Genomic DNA, 23,309 nt, shown 5'->3' with positions numbered 1-23,309 from the left:
GGGCGTAAAACTGCCATTCTTGGCGCGTTTTTCCATCTCGCGCTTCCCCCTTGCCAGCCGCGCTGATAGGTGCGCGGCATGAGTGATCGTCTTGCCGGACACGTGAAATTCGACAATGTCGGGCTGCGCTACGGCACCGATCCCGAAGTGTTGAGCAATCTCAGCTTCACGCTGTACCCCGGCAGTTTCTATTTTCTGACCGGCGCAAGCGGGGCGGGCAAGACCAGCCTGCTCAAACTGCTTTATCTCGCTCAACGCCCGTCACGCGGGGCGATCACGATGTTTGGTGAGGATCTTGTCACCATGCCGCGCGAACGCTTGCCCGATCTTCGGCGCCGCCTGGGCGTGGTGTTCCAGAACTTCCGTCTGGTGCCCTACCTTACCGCTTTCGATAATGTCGCGCTGCCGCTGCGTCTGGCAGGCACCGAAGAAAAGAAGGTGGTGAAGGCTGTTACCGACATGCTCGAATGGGTGGGGCTGTCGCACCGCGCCCATGCGGTGCCGCCCAAGCTTTCGGGCGGCGAACAGCAGCGCGTTGCAATTGCCCGTGCGGTGATTGTCCGGCCCAAGATGCTGATCGCCGATGAACCGACCGGGAACGTCGATCCTGATATGGCGCTAAAACTGCTGCGCTTGTTCGAATCGCTCAACAACCGTGTTGGCACCACCGTGGTGGTGGCCACACACGATGTCCACCTTTTGAAAAAGGTGCCGGATTCGCTCATCATGCGGCTGCACAAGGGCGAATTGTCCGATCCCACCGGCGCGCTGCGTTACCCGCCGCGCGCGGTGACATCGCAAGGCAACGACACGGCATGAGCACATTGCCGCCGCTTCCCGCGCTCAAAGAAACCGATGCCCCGCTGCCAGCGGCGCCGCGCCCGCGCGGACGCGCAGCCGCGCGGCTGTTGCCGCCGGCGCGGCTGACAGGGCCGATCCCGTGGGTGATTGCCATTCTGATCGCGCTGGTCGTGGTCGCGGCGGCAGGCGGGCTTGCCCTGCGCAATCTGGCCGGACAGGCGCGCACCGATCTGTCCAGCGCGATCAGCGTGCAGGTGATCGAACCCAACCCCGACCTGCGCGGCGCGCGCGGCAAGGCTGCGGTCAGGGTGCTGACCCGGATCGAAGGCGTCCAGTCCGTGCGACTGGTTCCCGAAGCCGAACTGGCAGCCTTGCTTGAACCGTGGCTGGGTGCAGGCGTCACCAGCGCCGATGTGCCGATGCCCGCGCTGATCGATGTCGAGCTTGCCGGAGATGCCAGCGCGGCCGACATCGCCCGGATCGAAACGGCGCTATCTGCCCAAGTGCCGGGTGCCCGTGTCGATGCGCAGGGCGATTGGCTGCGCCCTGTCTATGACGCGCTGTCCGCGCTGCAATATCTTGCGTTGGGCTTGATCGGGCTGGTCGCACTGGCAACGGCGGCAGCGGTCTGGCTGGCGGCGCGCAACGCCTTTGCCGGTGCGCGCGATACGGTCGAAATTATGCACCTTCTGGGCGCGAGCGAACGGCAGATGTCCGCGGTGTTCCTGCGCGATGTCCTGCGCGAGGCGGTGTTCGGCGCGGCGGCCGGCACCGCGCTGGGGGTGGGGGCGGTATGGTTGCTGGGCCAGCAGTTCGCTGCGCTTGATAGCGGGATGATCAGTGCGGGCGGATTTGTGTTGGCCGATTGGCTTGTAATTGCAGCCATTCCGCTGGCCGGTGTGCTGTTGGCGATGGTCACCGCGCGGATCACCATTGCGCTTGCCTTGCGCGACATGCTTTAGACCTGCAAACATGATCCGACGTTTTGTATCCTTGGTATTTCTGGTCTGGGCCATCGGCTTCCTGTGGTTTGTGGGCGCCTTGCCGCAGCCGGCTGACGACAGCGAACAGACCGATGCGGTGATCGTGCCCACAGGCGGGCCGGGCCGGATCGCGCGCGGGCTGGATGTGCTGGACCGGAACCTTGCCGGCAAGATGCTGGTGAGCGGAGTCGATCCCGAAGTGCGCCCCGGTGAATTCGCTGCCGAATTCGGCGTTTCGCCGGGCGCGATGGCCTGCTGTGTCACGCTGGGCTTTGCGGCGGTCGATACGCGTTCCAACGCGGCCGAAACCGCCAAGTGGGTCGCGCAGAACGAAGTGAGATCGCTGCGTCTGGTGACAACCGACTGGCACATGCGCCGCGCCGCGGGCGAACTTGACCGTACGCTGCCGGCATCTGTCACCGTGATCCGCGATGCGGTGCCATCGCAGCCCGATCTGGGTACGCTGTTTCTGGAATATCACAAGCTGATCGCAAGCCGCGCGGCGGGACTGGCCGACCTTTGAACGGGCTTTGGTCTGCACTGCGCTCGCTCATCTTTTACGCGGTATTCTACAGTGTCAGCGCCGTGCTGGTGATGGCATCCGTAGTCGCGGTTGTGGCGCGCAAGGCGTGGCTGCGCGCGGTGGTGGGTACATGGGGCCAGTGGCATTTATGGTGCGTGCGCAACCTGCTGGGCATCGAAGTCGTGCTGGACGGCGTCCTGCCCGAAGGCCCGGTGTTGATTGCCATGAAGCATGAAAGCTTCTTCGAAGCGATCGATACCCCGCGCCTGTTCGCGCACCCGGCGGTGTTCGCCAAGCAGGAATTGTTCGCCATTCCCGGCTGGGGCTATTCGGCGTTGGTGTACGGCCTGATCCCTGTGGCGCGTGGAGAAGGCGCGAAGACGCTGCGGCAGATGCTGGCGCTGGCCAAGCAGCGCGTGGCCGAAGGGCGGCCGCTGGTGATCTTCCCCGAAGGCACCCGGGTCGCGCACGGGCACAAGGCGCCGTTACAGGCGGGGTTTGCCGGGCTGTACAAGCTGCTGCGCCTGCCGGTGGTGCCGATCGCGGTGGACAGCGGTTGGGCCTATCACCGGCTGGCAAAACGTCCTCGCCGGATCACTTACAAGGTCGGTGAGACAATCCCGGCCGGATTGCCCCGTCAGGAGGTCGAGGCGCGGGTTCACACCGCAATCAATGCACTCAACGGTTGAATGCCATCCGGCGTGCGTCGCGGCTTTGGTGCCTTGGGGCTAGGCCGCGAAGGTTTCTGCCGCGCGCACCGGTAGCGCGGCGACCGGCAGCAGCGCAGGCGGGCAGTAGATGTTGGCTTCGGGCGAGCGCAGGTGCGTCTCCAGCAGGGTCAGGATCGCAGGATCATCCTGTTCATTGAACTTGCGCGCGAACAGATCGGGGCTACGGCGCAGGCGTTCAAGATCGTTGCTGTTGTAATCACGCGGGCGCAGTTTGATATCGCCATCGGGCACCCAGTCGATCATCCGCAGATCATCGTTCATCACCATGCCCTGATCGCCGCTGTTCATGATGACCGTCTGGAAAAAGGCCTCGTCCGCAATGAAGCTGTCGCGGTAAAAGGTCTTGAACCGATCGGCCCGCGGATCGTGACAGACATATTCGCAGAAGCTGCGGGTCACCGCTTTCCACTGGGTTCCAATGTAAGGGGTGGCATCGGGCAAAAAGCGCCGCGCGATCCCCGTGGCGGTCATCACCCCGCCGCCTTCGCTGAAAACGTGGCTGATGCGGTCCATGGTGTCGGGCCGCTCCTTGCGCTGGTTCAGCGCACGGATGAATTGCCGGCCGGGATTGGCGAGGAAGAACTGGCGGATAAACCCCTGACTTTTCAGCGGGAAATCCTGCCCTGACAAATTGATGTAGTGGGTCCACCGACTGTTCATCGCCAACAGACGCGTCATCCCGCGCAGTTCGGCTTCGACAAGGCTGTACCCACCCCACAACGCATCCTGAGCCGGCAGCACTTCCGCCCCCTGATAGGGCGCCAGAAACGCGGCCAGATCGCTGGCAATCGCAGGGCCCGAACTCTTGTCGATATGGACGACATATTGATTGCCCGGTTCATAGATCGCCCGGAACAGGCGCTTGAACTGTTCGGGGAAGCGATGCACCAGCAGAAAATAGGCGGTTGATGGTCTGGACGCTGCGGGTCTGGCGACGCGCGCCGGATATCTTGCTGGCATGATCGCGGGCCTTTTGTGAAGCCGCCCCTGCCTCGCTGTCAGCGGGAGGAACGCGGCGTCTGTCCTGTCATCTCCCGCAGGCCAACCGAATGGGTTTTCGATTGCCAGAAGACGGCCGAAAACACATGTCGTGTTCAACAGCATCGAATAGTCTGTCTAAGATCAGGACGAACGGGCAATTTTCAATATGCAGTCCAAAATATAAGAGAGAGCATATATCGTTCGATATTCAAAAGAATGGCTTCGGTTTGTCAAAGCAATATTTGAAATTACTAAATAGGTAAATCGGCACCGCTATCAGATATTAAAACGTGCCGCATACGAAGTTTCAGATCTGGGCAAGGATGACCGAGTCGGTGATTTTGTCGTCCGCCGCCAGCAGCACTGCCTTGGAGATGATGATCGACAGCGTGCGGTCACCCTCGAACGGGAGCCACACCTTGTCGGCCATCGCGGTGTTCTTCGGAACGATGCAGATGTGCCGGCCATTTCGTGATGCCGCGCCGGAGCCGAGGTGGATTTCGTAGGTGTGGCGGGTGCCTTTGACCACCAGCGCCTTGTCGCTGAGCGACAGCTTGTCGGCAATTGCCAGCCGCGGGACGATCCGCGCGAGCATGGCGTGGCGGCGCTTGCCGGATTCGACCAGATCGCCGGTGTTGACGTTGCGCCAATAGGCGTCGGTCGTCTGTCCCCACTGGCTCGGATGCTGCGCTTCCTGCCCGCGATCGAGCCAGGTCGGATCGGCGGCGATCGAGGCGACCGCAGTGAACAGATCGCAGGCGCGCATCACTTCGGAAAACACCACCGGCGGAATGCCCGCCAGCGGCTGCGGGTCGCCCGTGCTCGGCCCGCGTGCGCTGTCGGATGCGCCGGGTGTCGCCCGGAAGAAGGTCACGCGGTCGGTGTTCACATAGGCATAGGCGCCGCTGTCGGTGGTTTCGGGATCGTCCCCGCCTGCGCCTTCGATCCAGTATTCGGCAACCAGATCATGATCGGGCAAGTAAAGGTGCCAAGGTTCATCATTGGCAACGTCGAACCACACCCGGCCGGTGACGGTCCAGCCGTTGACCCGGGCAAGGTTCATCGCCTGCTGCTGTTTGAGGATATGCGCCGCCCAGCGGTTCGAATAGGTAGCGGTAGCGCGTTCTGCATCGGTGAGGGCGTAAACCTCGCGCCAAGCCTGCGCAAAAGGCTGCGTGATGCGCAATTCTTCTAGCCGCAGGCGCCACGCCTCGACCTCCTCGACCGCGCTCATCATCGGGTGCCACAGGCGAATGGTTGCGCCGTCCAGCGGCACGGGTGCGCCCGCAATATTGACGATGCCGTCGCCTGCCGGATCGGGCAGACCTGTGACCGGGGCGCATCCCTCGCGCGCGATCTGCCACACCAGCCGCCGGGCGAATCCGCGCATCACCGGCTGATCGAGATAGCGCTCACGCCAGATGGCGGCGGGCCAGCTGCGGTTCTGCAGGTAAAGCCGTTGCAGGCGCTGCGGCTGGATTGACAGGTCCGCCTGAAGCTCCTTCAAGTCGGCCCGAAGCTCCTTCATCAACGCCTTTTCGGCCTTCATCGCGGTGGTGGCGGCCTTGACCGGCTTGCCATCGGCATTGGCCCATTCGATGCGGGCGTTGCTGCCTTCAGCGATGAGCGTCGCGGTGCCGTTTTCAAACGCCACCACCCGGCGGCCTTCGGTATCGAGATCATGCGTCGGCACGGTCACTTCATCGAGATCCGCGCGCGAAACGCCCGCAGCCGTCGCAGCGGCGTTGAGCTGCGCGTCGATCTTTTTGCGGATCTTGGGATACTTCGTCCGCGCCAGAATGCGCGCCAGATAAGGCACCCCCGCCCCATCCGGCAGCGCCGCCAGCGCCCAGACGCAGGCGTTGCCGAGCTTTTCGCTGCGGATGCCGATGCCCGGCTCGGTCACGTAACATTTCTTGAGCGCATAGTGCACCAGCAGCGGGCCGACTTCGTCCGCAGGCAGGAAGGCGGCGAAATAGATCAGCGTGCGCAGATAGGGTTCGGTGCTGTCCCCGTGGCGGCTCCAGCCCGGCGCGTTCGCTGCGGTAACCCCGCGCAGAACGTCGACCCATACCGGTTGCGGTACCTTGGCCAGGAAGGCCCGCGCTGCGGCAAGCCACTTTGCGGTGGGGGCCGTCTTGCGCTGGATCTCATCCGAAAGCGCAGCAAGCTCGCGCCCCAGCAGGGGATGGGCGGCGATAAACGGCCTGAGAGCTTCGCGCTGCTCATGAGCGCGCAGCGCCGCCTCGAAGTAGTCATTGGCCCAGCGGATAAAGTCGGTCGGCGGATTGTTGTAAGCGATCCGCACCGGCAGACCCGCTTCCTGCATCGCGGCAAAGACGCGTGGGCCGATCTTGGCGTTCGGCTCGCCTGCCGCCCGCGCTTCGGCCACCAGTTGGCCGAAGCGGGCGACCGAGCGGATGAAACTGTCATGCGGTTCGGTATAAAGCCTGGGATCGAACAGGTCGGCGCAGTACCGTGCGAAGGCCTCTTCATCGCGGTGCGATCCGATCAGGAACACCGGCAGGTCGCGAGGTGGCAATGCGGCGGGCTTTCCGTCCGGCGTCGCCTCCCGCGCCTCGCGCACGGCCTTTTCAATATCTCCGCGCCATTCACTGTATTGATATTTCTTGCCGAGTTCGACCAACGCCGTGACCGTTGCGCCTCGCGGCTGAGCGCGAACGGTGGCGAGCAATTCCTTGAGGATCAGGCGGCTCGTCTCGCGCCGGTATCCGGGCTTATCGACCTGCAACAGCGTGATCAGCTGCGCGTGAGTCCGGTCCGGATCGGCAAGCACATGCCCGCGCTTGGCCAGTTCGAAGGCGAGGTAGTCAAGCGGCGGCTGGACCCGGCCGTTGGGGTTGAACTCCTGCGCCCAGTGCTCGCCGCGCTGCACAAAGCGGGCGTGATCGTCATAGGTTTCGCCCTTGAGGATGCGATCAAGCAGGACGGTCAGCGCCGCGCCGCGCAATTCCTTGCTTCCGCCTAGCAGCGCGTCGAATTCCGGGGTCTGACCCTTGAGCTTGTCACCGATCTTGACCTCGCCGTCGAAGATCTGGCGCAGCACATCGCCCAGCGGCGCGCCGGCTGCTGCGAACAATTGCAGGCGCTGTATCTGGATCACTTCCCCTTCCGCGTCAGCCTGCCGCAGGAACGGGATATCGGCACGCGCAAAGCCCGCCGCTTCGCGCCAGCCTTTCGCGGCGGCCACGATCCGCGCCGTCTGGCAGGGCTCGGCCGAAACGACGGCCTGGATCAGTGCCCGCACGTCTTCGCGCAAGGTCGCATCGCCCGTCGCCAGAGCGCGCTCGACGATGGCGGTCAGGAAATCGAGGCAGCCGAAGCTGTCGATCGGCTTGCTGCGCGCAAACCAGCGATGAACCGCCATGACGTGGCTGTAGGTATCCTTGCTCAGCACCCATCCGCGATTCTCACCGCTGAGCCGGGAAACCATATGCGACATCACCGGCCGGAAAAGATGGGCGTGGCTTGCATGCTGGTCAAATTCGCTCGGGCGAAAAGTGACAAGGCCGGTGTGCAGTTCGGCCAGCACCTCGGCCGGGTGGCGGGTGCCGATCAGCATATCCAGCACGGTGGGATATTCATCATAACGGAACAGGCCCGGTTCCCGGCGGGTGCGCAGGTAATCGAGCAATTGCCGCGCTGCCGTGGCGAGCGGGATCGTCGGCGCTCGCGCCGTTGCGGTCTGTACGGTGTCCTCTACCGTGCGGGCAAAGCGGCCCAGCATGTCCACGAATTCACGCGGGGCCGAAGCCGTGGGCTCCCGCTTGCCAAAGGTCTTGCCGAAAAAGTTGATATCAGCCTCCCTGAAGCGGGGTGAGGAGCAGGAAGGTCGCCGCGCCCGTGCGTTCGACCTCGATCACCTGATTAAGACTTTCGGCTTGCCGGTCGTCGAGCAGGACGAAGATATGCTGGTCGAGGAAAGCCTGTTCGGCCGCGGCGCACATGCGTTCAAGGCGGTTTTCGGGAACCGCGCAGCCTCCGCCGACAAAGAAGCCGCGCACGCCGCCTTCAGTCCCGCGATTGAGCCGCGCCTCGTGCGAATCTGCTGATGTGTGACCACCCGCACGCAAATCCTCGGCCGGCTGGGTCCGGTCATTCCATTCCAGCGCGACGCGCGCATGCAGCAACTCGCGCACCGTCATGGTCAGTTTGCCAGCCGGCGCATGTCCCACCGGCCGCGCATCCTGACCAGCAATTTCATCGATCAACAGCATTGGCCCCGCCCCCTATCGAATTGCGTGCAGGCATAGCTGAAATCTATTGAGGAATTATGGATGAAGCCGGGCGGGATGGATGCGCCGCGAGCTCGACTTGCCAAAGCACAGTATCAATGGCCCAGAAACGGCCGCCATTCTGCTTTCGGGGTTGCGGGTCTGCCACGCTTATGGCCGCAAGTGGGTGGATTGCTGCCGTTGGCGAGTATATGTCCAATGGCATGACCAACCAAGCCGACCCCCCTGCGTTCGAAGTTGAAACGCTTGGCGAAAGCAGCGGCCATTGTGATTGTTGTGGAAATGAAAGCCGCCGCGTCTGGGGTATGGTTCATCATCAAGGCGGCCCAAGCGTGGCCGCATACTGGATGCACTGGACAGCCGGACATCTCAGCGAACCGGGAGCCAATCTCGACCTTATTGTTGGTAAATGGGGCGATAGCACGGACGCACACGACCGGGTTGGCGTCGCATTAGTGCATCGCCAACTGGAAGACGGCACTCCCTCCCTCATGGTCGTTGATGCGGACGACAGGTTCAGCAATGTAGACTTGGCTGCGACAGCCTTGAAACGACGCGATGTTATAAACACGCCTTTAGCCGAGCAGGTGTTTTCAGTCGTGGACGCGATCTACCTGCAGGACGGTCGCTTCTTTTGAGTTGGCCCATTTCCGTATTGGGGTCGTTTTCAGAATGTCGGCTTTGTGCGCTGCCGAAGCCAGAACCAGACAGTCAGCCATCGGACCGACAATGGACCTTACAATGGGACTAACATCTGCATAAGCGCTCAATTTGCTAACCGGCCAGTTGTAGCATCATTTCGATTCCGAAATGCTCGTTGCATCCAGGATCACGCGAACGGTCTCTTCTGGCTGATCCCACATCGGGAAGTGTCCGCTACGCTCGAACCAGTGGATCGTCGCTTCAGGGAAGGCTTTGATCGCGCGATCCGCCTGCTGCGGTAGACACAGCCGATCCTTACGACCCCAGCCAATGACAACGGGCGAGGCCGTGTTTGCAGGGCCCTCCTGCATTTCGCCGTTGGCGAGATCCTTTACGAGCGAATTGACGGTGCGCGTATTAGCCAATGACTTCAGTTCACGCGCGACGAATGCTGGATCGAGCGCCCACGGCCTTGCAGAGAGCTGGGCCATGAGCGCGGTCCGGCCCGCGACATTTCCGGTGATGGCAGAAAGCGCCGGTCGCAGCGCGCGAACCAGAGCAACCGATGGCGTTATTGTAGCTTTGAAGAAGGTGCGCTCCCACCCCTGCCAGAAGCCGCCCGGATCCAGTGCGACAACCGCGCCCGCTTGGCCGCGCCGCGCCATCTCGAGCACCAGGCGTGCACCCAACGAGCTGCCAACCATGTCAATACCTGTGAGATTCTCCGCGCCGAGCCAGTCGTCCAAACTGCGCGCCAGCCCTTCGAACGTACCGCTGTCGGCCTCTTCGGGTGTCTGCCCGTGGCCGGGCAGGTCCACTGCGATTACCTCCCTCACTTGAGAAAGCGCCGGCGAGATCGTGTCCCACGAGCCGCAGGTCGCCCCCAGTCCGTGGACAAGGAGGAGGGGTTTTCCGCGCCCCGTGCGCGTGTGATGCATGGTCATTTAATGATAACGTCTCAAACCGACTTATGGGCCCGTGGATGTATATATTGCCGAAAATGAGGGCTAGAGCGAAAGGTCCGCTCCCGGCCCAGGCCCAGTCGTTCACGGTCATTGGGATGAATACCTGCTTCCGCCAAAAGCCGCCGTGCGGCTTTCGGGATCAAGTCCCGACCTCGCTGATGACTGCACCTGGGTGGAATCCGGACGTGATCTTCGCCGACTTCTGTTATTGCCACGGTGAAATTGAACTCGCCTTTGCGGCCAAAAAACCTCCGCTGAGTGAGCCAACTATCCATGCTGCCAAACCTGGCGAAAGCATCACCAGTCCGGTCATCCACCATGCCCAGAAACCTTCGCCATCATCTGGCATTAGTGCAAACCAAGCAGTGTAGATGATTACTGGAGCGATAAGACAGGCAAACAAGGCTCCTATTCGAGCGGTGGCGCGGATCAACTTCCTACTGACGAAGTAGGTCAATAAAAACGCCACAACGAACGATGCAATCATGACGAGTTGAAGCTGCATGATGCTGACATAATGTATTTTCTTTAATTACCGCAATGGGGTCGTTTCCAGAACGGCAGGAATTATTTTGATGGGCGGCAAAGCCGACATGGCGTGTTCGGGATCGAAGATCAGCCTTGCTGATGGCTGATGATGGGTGGTTTCCTTGCCATAACACCTTCATCGTCACCCCGTGCCTGACACGGGGCTTGGCTTTTCTTTCTACGTCATTTCCGCGATACTCGCAGTATGGAGCGGGACGCCTACCCATTCATTATGGCGAACCATTATCGGGGCGGTATGTATGTCGGCGTGACGGCCAACGCCGCCCGGCGCGTTAACCAGCACCGCTAGGGCCAAGGCTCGCAGCATGTGCGCGATTTCCGCAAGCGGCGGCTTGTCTATGTCGAGCATCGCGCCACTATAGAAGGTGCCATCGCCCGCGCGTAACTGGTCAAGAAATGGCGCCGGGAATGGAAGTTTGCACCGATCGAGGCGGATAACACAGAGTACGATCACCTTTGGGAGCAACGGTTCGAAGCTAGCGCGTCTCTGAAGTAGCCAAGCCCTGTATCAAGCACGGGGCGACGCGGAAGCGAAATGTCCGCTTCGGCGCCGCGTCCCGAAACCCGGTTTTCGTTCATCATATGGCGCAAGAACGGCCGTGCTTTCCTACTTGGGGTCAAGCCGGTAGCGTCGTAATCAGGCTGCGGCCGTACGTGGCTTTTCAATGTGTGCGAGTGTTCTGCCGGCTTTTGCGCGGGGTCCGGTTTTTGGTCTTTGGACAGTGTCTCATGTGTCTCCTACACGCCGTGCAGGGCTTTGGGGCGCAGGGCCGTGCGGCGCAGGGCTGCGTCAGTGTTCGCGCCCGAAATCGGGCCGTTCATCATCCTGCCCTTGCTCAACCACGGCGCGTCGGATCGCGCGGGTGCGGGTGAAGAGATCGAACAGCGCGTCGCCATCGGCGGAACGGATCGCGCGCTGCATCGCGGTGAGGTCTTCGGTAAAGCGCCCCAGCATCTCCAGCACCGCGCCCTTGTTGGTCAGGAACACGTCGCGCCACATCACCGGGTCGGACGCGGCGATGCGGGTGAAATCGCGGAAACCCCCGGCGGAATACTTGATGACTTCGCTTTGAGTCACGTCCTCAAGGTCGCTCGCCGTGCCGACGATAGTGTAGGCGATAAGGTGGGGGATGTGGCTGGTGACGGCCAGCACCAGATCATGATGGGCCGCATCCATCAATTCAACGCGGGAGCCGAGCGCGGTCCAGAAGTCGCTCAAGGCTTCAAGCGCGGCCGGATCGCAGCCGTCGGGCGGGGTGATGATGCACCAGCGGCCGGCAAACAGCGTGGCAAAGCCTGCGTCCGGCCCGCTCTGTTCGGTGCCCGCGACAGGGTGCGCGGGGATGATGCAGGCGCCGGGCAACGCGGCGGCAAGCGCGGTCGCGACGGCTGCCTTGGACGAGCCGACATCGCTGATGATCGCATCCGGGGCCAGGCCCGGCGCAATTGCCTGCGCTGCATTGTCCATCGCACCCACAGGCACGCACAGGATCACCAGATCAGCGCCGGCCACTGCGGCTTCGGCGGTGTCACACACCTCGCCGACCAGCCTGCGGGACGCGGCGCGGGCGCGCACATCGGGGTCGCGGTCCCATCCGGTGGTGGCAATTGCCAGCCCGCGGGCCTCAATCGCCAAGCCGATCGATCCGCCCAGCAGCCCCAGACCGATGATCGCGACCCGCGCTATCGTCATGCCGTCTCTCCGCACAGCGCCCGAAGCGCGGCGATCACGCGGGTCATGTCGTCGGTCTTGCCGATGGTGATGCGCAACGCATTGGGCAGGCCCTGCGACGGCAGATGCCGCACCGCGTACCCCGCTTCGGACAGCGCCTCGACCGCCTGGATTGCCGTCACTTCGCCCGCGAAGTGCACCAGCAGGAAGTTGGCTTCGCTCGGCGAGGCGCTGAGGCCATGATTGCCGAGGGCGGCGATGGCATCTTCCAGCCGCTTGCGTTCGGCGAAGTTGTGTTCGCGGCTGGCGGTCACGAACGCCTGATCGCCCAATGCCGCAAGCGCCGCCTTCTGCCCGCTGACCGACACGTTGAACGCGCCGCGCAGCCGGTTGATGAGATCAATCAGATGCGGCGCTCCCGTCACCCAGCCCACCCGTTCGGCAGCGAGGCCATAGGCCTTGGAGAACGTGCGGCTGACCAGCACGTTCTCGTGCGCCGCGGCCAGATCGAAGGCGGCGTGCTGATGCGCAGGATCGACATACTCGCCATACGCCTCGTCGATGATCAGCAGCACGTCAGGTGCAAGGCTAGCGTGCAGCCGGGCGACCTCATCTGGCGGAAGGTAGCTGCCGACCGGGTTGTTGGGGTTATCCAGCAGCACCACCCGGGTGGCCGGCGTAACCGCGGCCAGCAGATTGTCGACGCTCGCAGCGAAATCGGCATCCGGTGCGAACACCGCGGTCGCGCCGACCTTTTGTGCCAGCAGCGGGTAGAGCGAGAAGGAATAGCGCGAAGCCACTACCTCATCCCCGACACCTGCCAGCGCCTGCACCGCGCAATGCAGCAATTCGCCCGACCCCGTGCCGCACACGATCCGCGCCGGATCAAGGCTGTGCACCGCGGCGATCGCTTCCCGCAGGCCGTGAGATTCGGGATCGGGATAATCAGCCGGGTTGTGCGCCTGGGCCAGCGCCGCCAGCGCTGCAGGGCTGGCGCCGAGCGGGTTCTCGTTCGCGGAAAGCTTGGTCAGCGGCCTGCCGCTTGCCGACTTCGACCTGCCGGGGACATAGGCGTGGATCGCGGCGATCCAGGGTTTGGGTTGCGGTTGGGATGGACGTTCGGACATGGGACTGGCGCGATAACCAGTTTGGGCCTGCGAATACAGCGCGAAAACGGCAAGGCCCGCCGCGATGATTGACACAGGCAAGGCGCTCCCCCAATTCGCTCGTCCAGATGAACACCGCCCCCGTCTCTCAGACCTATGTTATCCCCCAACCCTTACCGCTGGACAGCGGGCAGGTGCTGGAGAGCGCGCAGATCGCTTACGAGACGTACGGGACGCTGGCAGAAGACAAGCGCAATGTGGTGCTGGTCTGCCATGCGCTGACGGGCGACCAGTATCTTGCCAGTCAGCACCCGATCACCGGTAAGCCGGGTTGGTGGGAACGCATGGTGGGTCCGGGCAAGCCGATCGACACCAACCGGCACTTCGTGATCTGTGCCAATGTCATCGGCAGTTGCATGGGATCGACCGGCCCCGCGAGCATTGCTCCGGACGGGCAGCCCTATGCGATGCGGTTCCCTGTCATTACCATCCGCGACATGGTACGCGGCCTCGTCGCGTTGCTGGATGGACTGGGTATTGCGCAACTGCACGCGGTCGTCGGCGGATCGATGGGCGGGATGCAGGCGCTGAGCCTTGCCGCCAACTGGCCCGACCGCGCCGCCCGCGTGTTGGTGATCGCATCGACGGCGCGCCATTCGGCACAGAACATCGCCTTTCACGAGGTGGGGCGGCAAGCGATCATGGCCGACCCGGCCTGGGCGGGCGGCGCCTATTATGGTGCCGATGCCAGCCCCGACAATGGCCTCGCCGTGGCGCGGATGGCGGCGCACATCACCTACCTTTCGGAAGCGGGCCTAACCGAGAAGTTCGGGCGCCGCTTGCAGGACCGTGAGGCCAAGGGTTTCGGCTTTGACGCGGAATTTCAGGTGGAAAGCTATCTGCGCTATCAGGGCAGCGGCTTCACCCGCCGGTTCGATGCGAATTCGTACCTCTACATCACGCGCGCGATGGATTATCTCGATATTGCCGAGGAACACGGCGGCAAGCTGGCGAATGCGTTCGCAGGGACGCGGGCGCGGTTCTGCCTTGTGAGCTTCGATACCGACTGGCTCTACCCCACCGCTGAAAGCCGCCATATTGTCCATGCGCTGAATGCGGCGGGGGCGAAGGTCAGTTTTGTCGAATTGAGCGCGCCCAATGGCCACGACAGCTTCCTGTTGGAACACGACCAGCTCGACCGGGTGGTGAAAGGGTTCGTCGAATGAGCCCCACCCCGTCGCAACTTCGCCCCGATCTTGCGGCGATTGCCGCCCATGTCGTGCCCGCAAGCCGGGTGCTTGATATTGGCTGCGGGGACGGGGCCCTGATGGCGGCGCTTGAAAGCGGCAGTGGCTGCGATGCGCGCGGGATGGAGCTTGATGGCGAATTGGTCGAACGCTGCGTGTCGCGGGGGCTCAGCGTGGTGCAGGGCGATGCCAATCACGACCTTGCCAATTACCCCGACAAGGCGTTTGATTACGCAATCCTCAGCCAGACATTGCAAACCGCGACCCGGCCCGATCTGATCCTTGATGAATTGCTGCGCGTGGGGCGCCGCGCCTTTGTGTCATTCCCCAACTTTGCGCACTGGCGCACGCGCGCTGCGCTGATGTTCGGCGGACGGATGCCCGTCACCCGCGCGCTGCCAGTGAGCTGGTACGAGACTGAGAACATCCACCACGTCACGATTGAAGATTTTCGCGATCTGGCCCGGATGAGGGGCGCGCGGATCGAACGCGCATGGTTCTTTGCCAATGAAACGCAAATCGGCGCGCCAGCGGCAAACTGGCGCGCCGAATTCGCGGTGTTCGAACTCAGCCGGTAATCAGCCGACCCTGTGCAGCATGCACAGCTTGTGGCCATCGGGGTCGAGCACATAGCCAAGGTTCAACGTGCCCATCGCGCCGGTGCGCGGGCCCGGGGGGTCTTCGATCGACGTGCCGCCCGCGGCGACCGCGGCGTCGTGGAAAGCCTGCACCTGCTCAAGGCTGTCGCAGGCAAAGCCGATGGTCGCACCGTTGGCGCAAGCTGCAGGTTCGTTGTTGATCGGCTGGCTGATCGCAAAGATCCCGCCATTGTGGAACCAGAATGCGCGTTTGTGACCGGTGCCGGCTTCGTTGATGTTGCCGGGCCCTGCGCCCAATGTTGCGAGCACCGTGTCATAGAACGCTTTCGACCGGTCGAAGTCGTTTGTGCCGACCATTACGTGACTGAACATGGAAATGCGTCTCCTCTCATAAGACAGGTTGCGGATTAGGACGGAATCGGCGCGCCCGCAATGTCGATTCCGGTAGCGCATGGTTCATCTTGCAGGGCATAGGAGGGGGTATGCTTACCCAGCTTCTTGTCGCCGCGTTGATGCTGCAATCCGCGCCTGCCCCTGCCGTGCCAGTCCCTGTGCCGATGCCTGCGCCCGCGTCGCTGTCGCAGGAAAACCGCGCTTTGCTGCGCTGTGCCACCGCCTTTGCGCTGGTGGCACAAGGTCAGGCGGCGGGCGAACCGCAGGCGCTTCAGTGGCCCGATCTGTCGCTGCGCGGCCGCGAATTCTTTGTCCGGGCGCTGGCCCAGCTGATGGATGCCAGCGGCGCTGACCGCGATGCCATCGCTGTGCTTGCCAACGCCGAAGCCCGCGCCCTTACCGCCAGCGGCGAGGTTCCGGCGATCATGCCATCCTGTCTGTTGATGCTTGAAGCGGCAAAGCTCTGAATACTCCCCCGTTGCGCACGCGGCGTGCTGGATTTGCCGTGGAAAATACGGCACAGCTTGGCGCCTTATGTGGCTTCTCTATCAATTTCCGCTGTGCCCCTTCAGCCGCAAGATCCGGCTGCTGCTGAGCGAAAAGAACGTGCCATTCGATCTGGCGCGCGAAGACCCGTGGTCGGCGTCGGACCAGTTCTTCGACCTCAACCCGGCGGGGCGAACTCCGGTGATCGTCAATCCCGAAAAGAACATCACCATCCCCGATAGCCGCGCGATAGCGGAATATTTCGAAGAGACTGTTGATCGCAACCCGATGATCAATGGCACGGCAGCCCAGCGCGCCGAAATCCGCCGGCTTGTGGCGCTGTTCGATGAAAATTTCTACGCCGATGTCACCGCACCGCTGCTGTCCGAACGCATGAAGAAGCGCATCCTGCGCCTGCCGCCCGATAGCGGTGCGCTGCGCAATGCGATGAAGATGGCGCATGGGCATCTCGATTACCTCGACTGGCTGATCGACAATCGCCCCTGGGTGGCTGGTTCCACCATGAGCCTTGCCGATCTGGCCGCCGCGGCGCAGATTTCGGTGGCGGATTATCTGGGCGGGATCGATTGGGCAGGGCACGAACAGGCCCGCGGATGGTACGCGGTCTTCAAAAGCCGCCCCAGTTTCCGCCCGCTGCTGACCGAACGCATGGAAACGATCAAGCCGCCAGCGCATTACGCGCTGCTTGATGGGTAGCACGCATACCCATCGGCGCTTGCGCATTGTCCCTGCCACGCCAATATTGGGCGCAAGCAGAGAGGACGACGCATGGACAACCCCGATCCCCGCAGCCTGACCGACGCCGAATGGCGCGAGAAGCTGGACCCGATGCAGTATCACATCCTGCGCGAAGCCGGGACCGAACGCGCCTTCACGGGCGAGTATGACAAGTTTTACGACGAGGGCGAATATCACTGCGCTGCCTGCGGCACGCAGCTGTTCTATTCGACGGCGAAATACAATTCGGGCTGCGGTTGGCCTGCCTTTACGAAACCGGCCGATGACGAAGTGATCGAGGAGCACCGCGACACCGCCTACGGGATGGTTCGCACCGAAGTGCGCTGCGGCACATGCGGCGGGCATCTGGGGCATGTGTTTCCCGATGGTCCGCCTGAACAAGGCGGGCTGCGGTATTGCATCAATTCGGCTGCACTGATCTTCACTCCGGCCGAAGACTAAGGCGCTTCAGCAACCGATCAGGGGAGGGCGGCGGATCGGCGGGTTCACCCCCGGTTACAACTTGCCTATGCATGGGCGCCTGTCCGGCTCGCAAGCTGGTTGGCGATAGCGGGTATCAGATAGGCGCAAGGCTATGTCGAAACGGGGTGATCGGTTGCAGAACACAGGTGCGCGCGGATCGCGCCGCGCGGCAAGCCGGCGATCGGCCGCACCGCATGCCGGTTCCGGCAACGGTGGTGATGCGCCGCCCCCCTCGCGTCTGTGGGTTTGGCTGAAGCGCCTGTTTTTCTGGGGTGCTGCGCTGGCCGTGCTGTGCCTGATCTTCCTGGCGTTTGCGGTCGGCTTTGCGGCAAGATCGCTGCCAAGCTTCGATACCCTGCAGGCAACCCAGCCGGGACAGACCATCGTGGTGCGGGCGCGCGACGGGCGCGAGCTGGTCGAGATCGGCCCGAGCTTCGGCGAATGGCTGCGATACGGCGATATCCCCGACACCATGACCAACGCGATGATCGCGGTGGAGGACAAGCGGTTCCGTTCGCACTTCGGCGTTGATCCCGTGCGTCTGACAGGCGCCGTGATTGAAGGCGTGACAGGTTCGCGTGCGCGGCTTGGCGGCACATCCACGATCACGCAGCAGCTGGCCCGCAACCTGTTCCTCAACAACAACCGATCGCTGGATCGCAAGGCCCGCGAAGCGGTGCTGGCGATGGCGCTGGAATGGAGATTCTCGAAGGAACAGATACTCGAACTGTATCTCAACAAGGTCTATTTCGGCGGCGGTGCGTATGGGATCGATGGGGCGAGCCGCAAGTTCTTCAGCCACCCCGCCACCGATCTCAGCGTAGCGGAAGCCGCGATCATTGCCGGGCTTGTGAAGGCGCCCAGCCAGTATTCGCCGACCGCCGACGTGCAGGCTGCGGTGGACCGGGCGCAGGTTGTGCTCGGCCTGATGCAGGAACAGGGGTACATCACCAGCGATCAGGCCCGTGTCGATGTCAGCGCGGTGCAACTGAAGGAGCAGGCGGGCCAGAATTCGGTACGATACTTTACTGACTGGGTGTTGCCGCAGCTCGATATCATTCTGCCCGAAACCTATGAACCAATCGAAGTGTGGACGACGCTCGACATCGGGATGCAGCGCGCCGCCACGGCCGCAATCGAAGCCAATACCCCCGGCGGGGCACAGGGCGCGCTGGTCAGCCTTGACCGCGACGGCGCGATCCTGGCGCTGGTTGGCGGGACCGATTATGTCGCCAGCAATTTCAACCGCGCCACCACGGCGCTGCGCCAGCCGGGATCGGCGTGGAAGCTGTTTGTCTATCTGGCGGCGTTGGAAGCGGGCTATACCCCTGAAGATACGGTCAACGATACACCGGTGACGATCGACGGGTGGAGCCCACGCAATTCGAACGGCCGCAATGTGGGCGAAACCGATTTGCGCACGGCGTTTGCCTATTCGATCAACACCGTGGCGGCGCAGCTTGGCAATGAAGTCGGTTTTGGCACGGTTGCATCGATGGCGCGCCGGTTCGGGATCACATCGAAGATCGATACCAACCCGTCGATGGTGCTGGGCGCATCCGAAATGCGGGTGATCGAAATGACGCAAGCCTTTGCCGGGATCGCTGCGAAAGGCGTTATAGTGCAGCCTTACGGTATTACGAAAGTGACAGGCGCCAGCGGCGACGTGCTTTATGAGCGTGAGCAAGAAACCAATTCACCCGTGTTGCCCGATTACGTAGTCGCCGGGATCACCGATCTGCTGCAAGCCGCCGTGCAGACAGGTACGGGAAGGGCGGCGCAGATCGGAAGGCCGGTAGCAGGGAAGACCGGCACCACATCATCCAACAAGGATGGTTGGTTCATCGGCTTTTCCAGCGGCATCACTACCGGGGTCTGGATGGGCCGTGACGATGCTAAAGCCGTTTCGGGCCTGCAGGGGGGGCGTGCGCCCGCGCAGGCTTTTGCCGCATACATGCGCTATGCCGTCAAGGAACGTCCGATCGAGGAATTCGACGTGACGCTCAATCTGCCCGAATGGCAGCTCGAACCCGATGAAGAGGCGATGTTCGGTGCGCCTGACGATTATTACTACATCGATGAACAGGGCAATCTGGTCGAACCCGGGCGACGCGATGCGGAACCCGAACCGTTCGGGCAGGAACGTGAACGCGGGCCTAATGCGCCGCCAGCGGCCAGCCAGGATTTCCTTGAACAAGCCATTGGAAGCGCGCTTCCCCCGCAGCCTCAGCCACAACCCCGGCCGCAGCGCGAACCGCGCCGTCCGGCGCTGCCGCCACAAGCACCAGTCAGGCAGGGCGAGTAACCCCGCAACGATCACAAAAAAAGGCGCCGGGACAAAATCCCGGCGCCTTTTGTCTTTGCGCGATATTCGCCCTGTCTGGTCAGCGCATACGCACCGCAACGAAGGCAGGCGGCTGGGTACGGCGCTGAACGCGAAGGAGCAGCGCGTCACGGTTTTCGCTGACCGCGCTTTCGACCTGCGCCAAAAGCTCCTCGATCGAAGCGACGGCCTTGTAATTGGCTGACAGGATGATGTCGCCGCGGCGCAGACCCTTGCGTGCTGCGTCCGCATTGGGATCAACCGCAGCAATCACGACGCCGCTGATATCAGCAGGGACGCCCAGCGAACGGGCGATAGCCGGGGTCATCGGTGTGACCTGCATCCCAAGCTTTTGTTCAATCGTGCTGTTCGATGTGCCCGGCGCCATCGGCTCTTCCGCGTCGGGGTCGAAGGTCTGGACCTGCTGCTGCAGTTCGGCCTCGGTCGGGCGCTTGCCGAGCGTCACATTGACGTTCAGTCGGCTACCATTGCGCAGCAATTCAACGGGCACCTGCGCGCCTGGCTGAAGGTTTGCCACCAGGAACGAAACAGACTGATCGGCTGTCACATCCTGCCCGTTGACCTTGGTCAGAATGTCGCCCGGCCGCAACCCGGCGCGCATTGCAGGGCTATCGTCCTGAACGGTCTGTACCAGTTCACCCCGGCGTTTCTGCAAGCCCAGCGAGGAGGCAATATCCTCGTCGATCGGCGCAAGACCAACACCCAGGAACCCGCGCTCGATCTCGCGTCCGGCGCGCAGCTGTTCAACGATTGGCGCGGCAATTTCCGCAGGGATCGCAAAGCCGATACCGACGCTGCCGCCCGAAGGCGAGAAGATCGCATTGTTGATGCCGATCACATTGCCGCGCATGTCGAACAGCGGGCCGCCCGAATTGCCGCGGTTGATGCTGGCATCGGTCTGAATGTAACGGTCATACGGGCCGCCCTGACCGGTGTTGCGATAAACCGCTGAAATGATCCCGCTGGTGACCGTGCCACCAAGGCCGAAGGGGTTGCCGATCGCAACGACCCATTCGCCGACGCGTGCTGCACTCGAATCGCCGAAGCGTACGAAGGGGAACGTCCGATTGGCGCGGATCTTGAGCACGGCAAGGTCCGATGCGGCATCCGCACCCACCAGATCGGCTTCGTATTCGGTGCCATCGGGCAGGGTGACGGTGATCGATTCAAGCTTGGCACGGGTGTCGGGCGGATTGACGACATGGTTGTTGGTTACGACAAACCCATCGGCCGAAATGATGAAGCCCGATCCCAGAGACTGCGCCTCACGCGTGGCAGGCTGGCCATTGCCCCCGCTGCCGCCGCGGCGATTGAACAGTTCAGCGAACGGGGTGCCCGCGAAGGGGTTGTTGGCCACTTCGACACGCTGGCGGGTGGCAATGTTGACCACGGCGGGCTGCAGCTGCGCAGTCAGATCGGCGAAACTGGCGGGTGCGCCGGCAACCGGCACCATCCGGTCCATGACCGCCCCGTCGTTCTGCGCCACCTGCGCGCCCACGGGCGAACCGGTGATAAGAGAAAGTGTAGCGCCGCCTACCAGCAACGCGCTTGTCAGTCCGTATACATAGCGCACTTTGTTCACGTCCTCATCGTCCTTATCATTGCAGCAATGCGCGACATTGTCGCTGCGTTCCTGAAGCCTTTGCGGGGCCGGCCGGAGGGGCCGGTTTCCTTATCCAAATGCCCTTCCCGGGGCTGAACGCCGATTGAACGCGCACACCGTTCACCGCCGACGATCAGCACTTTGTCGATTGTCTAGCGTTCACCCTTGAACTGGCGGAAATATTCGCTGTCTTCAGACAGAACCATCGTGCTTTGCCCTTCGCCCTGAAGGAAGGTTTTGCGATAGCTCTGCATCGCACGGTAGAAATCGTAGAACTGCGGGTCCTTGCCGTAGGCATCGGCATAAATGCGCGCGGCTTCGGCGGAGGCTTCGGCCTGAATGATCTGCGCATCACGCTGACCAGCGGCACGGATCGTCGCAGCCTGTTCCTGACGATCGGTTTCCATCCGGGTGAAAGCAGCGTCCAGCGGGCGGCCTTCGGGAAGGTCAGCCGCCTTGATCCGCACGTCAAGAACCTGAGCGCCATAATTGCGTGCCTGCCGGTCGAGCGCCGCGGTAATGTTGGTCATCGCTGCCCCGCGTTCGGCATTGATAAGTGAAGAGAACGGGATACGCCCCAGTTCCTGCCGCAATACCGACGTGAGAATAGGCAGAAGCTGCGTTTCGAACTGGCTTTCGGACCCGGCCCGTTCGACCAGCTTGACAGGATCGATGACACGATAACGCGCATAGGCATCGACCTGAAGCCGCTGTTGATCATTCGAGAGAACCTGCGTGCGCTGCATGTCGACATCGAGCACGCGGCGATCGATCATCCGCACCTGCTCGTAGAAGGGTATACGGAACTGCACGCCCGCGCCCGTCTGACCATAGGGCACTTCAGGACGGAACAGGTTGAAGACCCGCACCGGCTTACCCGCAGCGATTACCACCGCCTGATGCGTTTCGGGAACGATCACCACGCTTGAAACCAGCACCACGACCGCGGCTGCGGCAAGGATCAGCACGTTGCGCGTGCTTTGGAAGAAGCGGCTCATGACCTCAATTTCCTTCCTGCTGCTGCGGCGGCTGCGCTTGCGCACGGCGGCGTAGTTCGGGCAGTGGCAAGTACGGCGTCACATTGCCGGTTTCGACAATGGTCTTGTCAGTCTTGGACAGGATCTGCTCCATGGTTTCATAATACAGGCGGCGCCGCGTTACTTCGGGGGCCATCCGGTATTCTTCATAGATATCATTGAATTCGGACGCATCACCCTGCGCGCGCGCAAGCGTTTGCTGCGCCACGGCACGCGACCTGTTGATCGCGGCATCGGCATCCTGCTGCGCAGACGACACGTCCTTGAATGCTTCCTCGACCTGCGATGGCGGATCGACCTTGTTGATTTCGATACCTTGCACGCTGATGCCCGAACGATAGGAATCAAGCCTCGCTTGCATCCGCTCGCGCACTTCCTGTTCGATCTCGGCGCGGCCTGCGCCGGTCAAAACAGTGTCGAGATTCTGGCGAGCGACTGCGGCACGCATTGCCGCTTCGCCAATTTCCAGCAGGGCGTTACGCGGATCGTTCAACTGATACTGGTACAGCGCGAGGTCGGAGATGTTCCACCGGATCAGATAGGACAGATCGACCAGATTCTGATCGCCGGTCAGGATGAGCTTTTCGGTGTTCGTGCCCGGCACTTCTTCAAGACGAACCTGCGTCACATTTTCTTTGGTGACCATCTGGATCGGCCAGGGCGCGGTCATCTTGATGCCGGAATTGAGCGTGTCGGAATACTTGCCGCCCAGCCAGGTCACGACCGCCTGCTCGCCCGGCTGGATCACATGAAAGCTGGTCACCCCGACCCAAATCAGCGCGACGCCGCCGATGATGATCGGCAACCAGCTCTTACCCCCGGGACGTTCGGGCAGGCGGAAGGTCGGTCCATTGCCGCCACCACCTGCGCGGCGAGGGCCTTCGGGGCCGCGGTTCTTGAAAATATCCTCGATGCTGGCTGACCGCCGCTTGCCCGGATCGCCCCCGCCGGGAAGCCAGGGATTGCGCGGGCCGTCATTGCCCCCGCCCGCGCCGCCGCCGTCACCCGAAGGGCCGTCCGCGCGGGGTTCGTCGCCGTTGCCGCCGCCGCCCCAGGGGTTGTTCTTGCCTGCCATGGCAAGGCCCTTGAGGCCAGCGCCAAGACGTTCTCTCCAGCCGTCTACTCTTTGCATAAGGTGTTTATAGGCATGGGTTCCGGTGAAAAACAGGG

Annotated in this window: 22 protein-coding genes; 11 read left to right on the top strand and 11 right to left on the bottom strand. The window is 62.6% G+C overall.

The genetic code is table 11. The features are described 5' to 3' along the window. The first annotated feature begins 78 nt into the window (after positions 1–78). Genes ftsE through SJY33_RS10190 form a run of 4 tightly spaced genes read left to right on the top strand, consistent with a single transcriptional unit; the run spans position 79 to position 2,996 of the window. The gene (ftsE, locus tag SJY33_RS10205) at positions 79–819 is read left to right on the top strand and encodes a cell division ATP-binding protein FtsE (RefSeq protein ID WP_379922651.1); all 741 of its coding nucleotides are present in this window, start codon (positions 79–81) and stop codon (positions 817–819) included. Next, entirely contained in the window at positions 816–1,763 is a 948-nt protein-coding gene (locus SJY33_RS10200; RefSeq protein WP_379922650.1) for a cell division protein FtsX, read from the top strand. Before ftsE ends, SJY33_RS10200 begins: the two co-directional genes overlap by 4 nt. A gap of 10 nt (positions 1,764–1,773) precedes the next feature. Next, on the top strand, positions 1,774–2,307 hold the full coding sequence (locus tag SJY33_RS10195; protein WP_379922649.1) for a YdcF family protein: 534 nt from the start codon (positions 1,774–1,776) through the stop codon (positions 2,305–2,307). Beyond that, complete coding sequence (locus SJY33_RS10190; RefSeq protein ID WP_379922648.1) at positions 2,304–2,996, top strand: lysophospholipid acyltransferase family protein; 693 nt, start codon at positions 2,304–2,306, stop codon at positions 2,994–2,996. The genes SJY33_RS10195 and SJY33_RS10190 overlap by 4 nt, the downstream gene beginning before the upstream one ends. 39 nt (positions 2,997–3,035) lie before the next feature. Here the strand turns inward: SJY33_RS10190 and SJY33_RS10185 are convergent, their stop codons facing one another. From SJY33_RS10185 to SJY33_RS10175, 3 genes are all read right to left on the bottom strand, one after another. Continuing rightward, entirely contained in the window at positions 3,036–3,998 is a 963-nt protein-coding gene (locus SJY33_RS10185) for a beta-1,6-N-acetylglucosaminyltransferase (protein ID WP_379922647.1), read from the bottom strand. A gap of 328 nt (positions 3,999–4,326) precedes the next feature. Next, complete coding sequence (locus SJY33_RS10180) at positions 4,327–7,767, bottom strand: DUF4132 domain-containing protein (RefSeq protein ID WP_379922646.1); 3,441 nt, start codon at positions 7,765–7,767, stop codon at positions 4,327–4,329. 70 nt (positions 7,768–7,837) lie between these two features. Beyond that, the gene (locus SJY33_RS10175; protein WP_379922645.1) at positions 7,838–8,257 is read right to left on the bottom strand and encodes a hypothetical protein; all 420 of its coding nucleotides are present in this window, start codon (positions 8,255–8,257) and stop codon (positions 7,838–7,840) included. A 221-nt stretch (positions 8,258–8,478) separates the two neighbouring features. On the opposite strand from SJY33_RS10175, the gene SJY33_RS10170 reads away from it, so the two are divergent. Next, a complete protein-coding gene (locus tag SJY33_RS10170) occupies positions 8,479–8,913 on the top strand; it encodes a hypothetical protein (protein ID WP_379922644.1) in 435 nt (144 codons plus the stop codon). A gap of 156 nt (positions 8,914–9,069) precedes the next feature. Here the strand turns inward: SJY33_RS10170 and SJY33_RS10165 are convergent, their stop codons facing one another. The 4 genes from SJY33_RS10165 to SJY33_RS10150 form a co-directional block, all read right to left on the bottom strand. Continuing rightward, positions 9,070–9,855 carry an alpha/beta fold hydrolase gene (locus tag SJY33_RS10165; RefSeq protein WP_379923567.1) on the bottom strand — a complete coding sequence of 262 codons (786 nt, stop codon included), beginning with the start codon at positions 9,853–9,855 and terminating at the stop codon, positions 9,070–9,072. Between the two features lie 232 nt (positions 9,856–10,087). After that, positions 10,088–10,387, bottom strand: coding sequence for a hypothetical protein (locus SJY33_RS10160; protein WP_379922643.1), 300 nt, complete (start codon positions 10,385–10,387; stop codon positions 10,088–10,090). 834 nt (positions 10,388–11,221) lie between these two features. Then, positions 11,222–12,124 (bottom strand): prephenate/arogenate dehydrogenase family protein, encoded by a 903-nt coding sequence (locus SJY33_RS10155; RefSeq protein ID WP_379922642.1) that lies wholly within the window; start codon positions 12,122–12,124, stop codon positions 11,222–11,224. Continuing rightward, complete coding sequence (locus SJY33_RS10150; RefSeq protein WP_379923566.1) at positions 12,121–13,230, bottom strand: pyridoxal phosphate-dependent aminotransferase; 1,110 nt, start codon at positions 13,228–13,230, stop codon at positions 12,121–12,123. Before SJY33_RS10150 ends, SJY33_RS10155 begins: the two co-directional genes overlap by 4 nt. Positions 13,231–13,337: 107 nt before the next feature. Between SJY33_RS10150 and SJY33_RS10145 the strand changes: the two genes are divergently transcribed. After that, positions 13,338–14,435 carry a homoserine O-acetyltransferase gene (locus tag SJY33_RS10145; RefSeq protein WP_379922641.1) on the top strand — a complete coding sequence of 366 codons (1,098 nt, stop codon included), beginning with the start codon at positions 13,338–13,340 and terminating at the stop codon, positions 14,433–14,435. Then, positions 14,432–15,034, top strand: a complete 603-nt coding sequence (gene metW, locus SJY33_RS10140; protein WP_379922640.1) for a methionine biosynthesis protein MetW — start codon at positions 14,432–14,434, stop codon at positions 15,032–15,034. The genes SJY33_RS10145 and metW overlap by 4 nt, the downstream gene beginning before the upstream one ends. On the opposite strand, the gene SJY33_RS10135 is transcribed toward metW, so the two are convergent. Next, complete coding sequence (locus SJY33_RS10135; protein WP_379922639.1) at positions 15,035–15,427, bottom strand: VOC family protein; 393 nt, start codon at positions 15,425–15,427, stop codon at positions 15,035–15,037. Positions 15,428–15,537: 110 nt separating this feature from the next. On the opposite strand from SJY33_RS10135, the gene SJY33_RS10130 reads away from it, so the two are divergent. From SJY33_RS10130 to SJY33_RS10115, 4 genes are all read left to right on the top strand, one after another. After that, the gene (locus tag SJY33_RS10130) at positions 15,538–15,915 is read left to right on the top strand and encodes a hypothetical protein (protein ID WP_379922638.1); all 378 of its coding nucleotides are present in this window, start codon (positions 15,538–15,540) and stop codon (positions 15,913–15,915) included. A gap of 67 nt (positions 15,916–15,982) precedes the next feature. Beyond that, a complete protein-coding gene (locus SJY33_RS10125; RefSeq protein WP_379922637.1) occupies positions 15,983–16,651 on the top strand; it encodes a glutathione S-transferase family protein in 669 nt (222 codons plus the stop codon). Positions 16,652–16,723: 72 nt separating this feature from the next. Continuing rightward, positions 16,724–17,134 (top strand): peptide-methionine (R)-S-oxide reductase MsrB, encoded by a 411-nt coding sequence (msrB, locus tag SJY33_RS10120; protein ID WP_379922636.1) that lies wholly within the window; start codon positions 16,724–16,726, stop codon positions 17,132–17,134. A gap of 133 nt (positions 17,135–17,267) precedes the next feature. Further along, on the top strand, positions 17,268–19,460 hold the full coding sequence (locus SJY33_RS10115; protein ID WP_379922635.1) for a transglycosylase domain-containing protein: 2,193 nt from the start codon (positions 17,268–17,270) through the stop codon (positions 19,458–19,460). A gap of 79 nt (positions 19,461–19,539) precedes the next feature. Here the strand turns inward: SJY33_RS10115 and SJY33_RS10110 are convergent, their stop codons facing one another. From SJY33_RS10110 to hflK, 3 genes are all read right to left on the bottom strand, one after another. Further along, positions 19,540–21,081, bottom strand: coding sequence for a Do family serine endopeptidase (locus SJY33_RS10110; RefSeq protein WP_379922634.1), 1,542 nt, complete (start codon positions 21,079–21,081; stop codon positions 19,540–19,542). Between the two features lie 173 nt (positions 21,082–21,254). Further along, complete coding sequence (gene hflC / locus SJY33_RS10105) at positions 21,255–22,100, bottom strand: protease modulator HflC (RefSeq protein WP_379922633.1); 846 nt, start codon at positions 22,098–22,100, stop codon at positions 21,255–21,257. A 4-nt stretch (positions 22,101–22,104) separates the two neighbouring features. After that, complete coding sequence (gene hflK / locus SJY33_RS10100; RefSeq protein ID WP_379922632.1) at positions 22,105–23,271, bottom strand: FtsH protease activity modulator HflK; 1,167 nt, start codon at positions 23,269–23,271, stop codon at positions 22,105–22,107. Between the last annotated feature and the right edge of the window lie 38 nt (positions 23,272–23,309).

This window comes from Erythrobacter sp. R86502, from assembly GCF_042466465.1.
Taxonomy (GTDB): domain Bacteria; phylum Pseudomonadota; class Alphaproteobacteria; order Sphingomonadales; family Sphingomonadaceae; genus Erythrobacter.
Note: the sequence above shows the minus strand (reverse complement) of the source record. Positions and strands in the feature narration are given on the sequence as shown.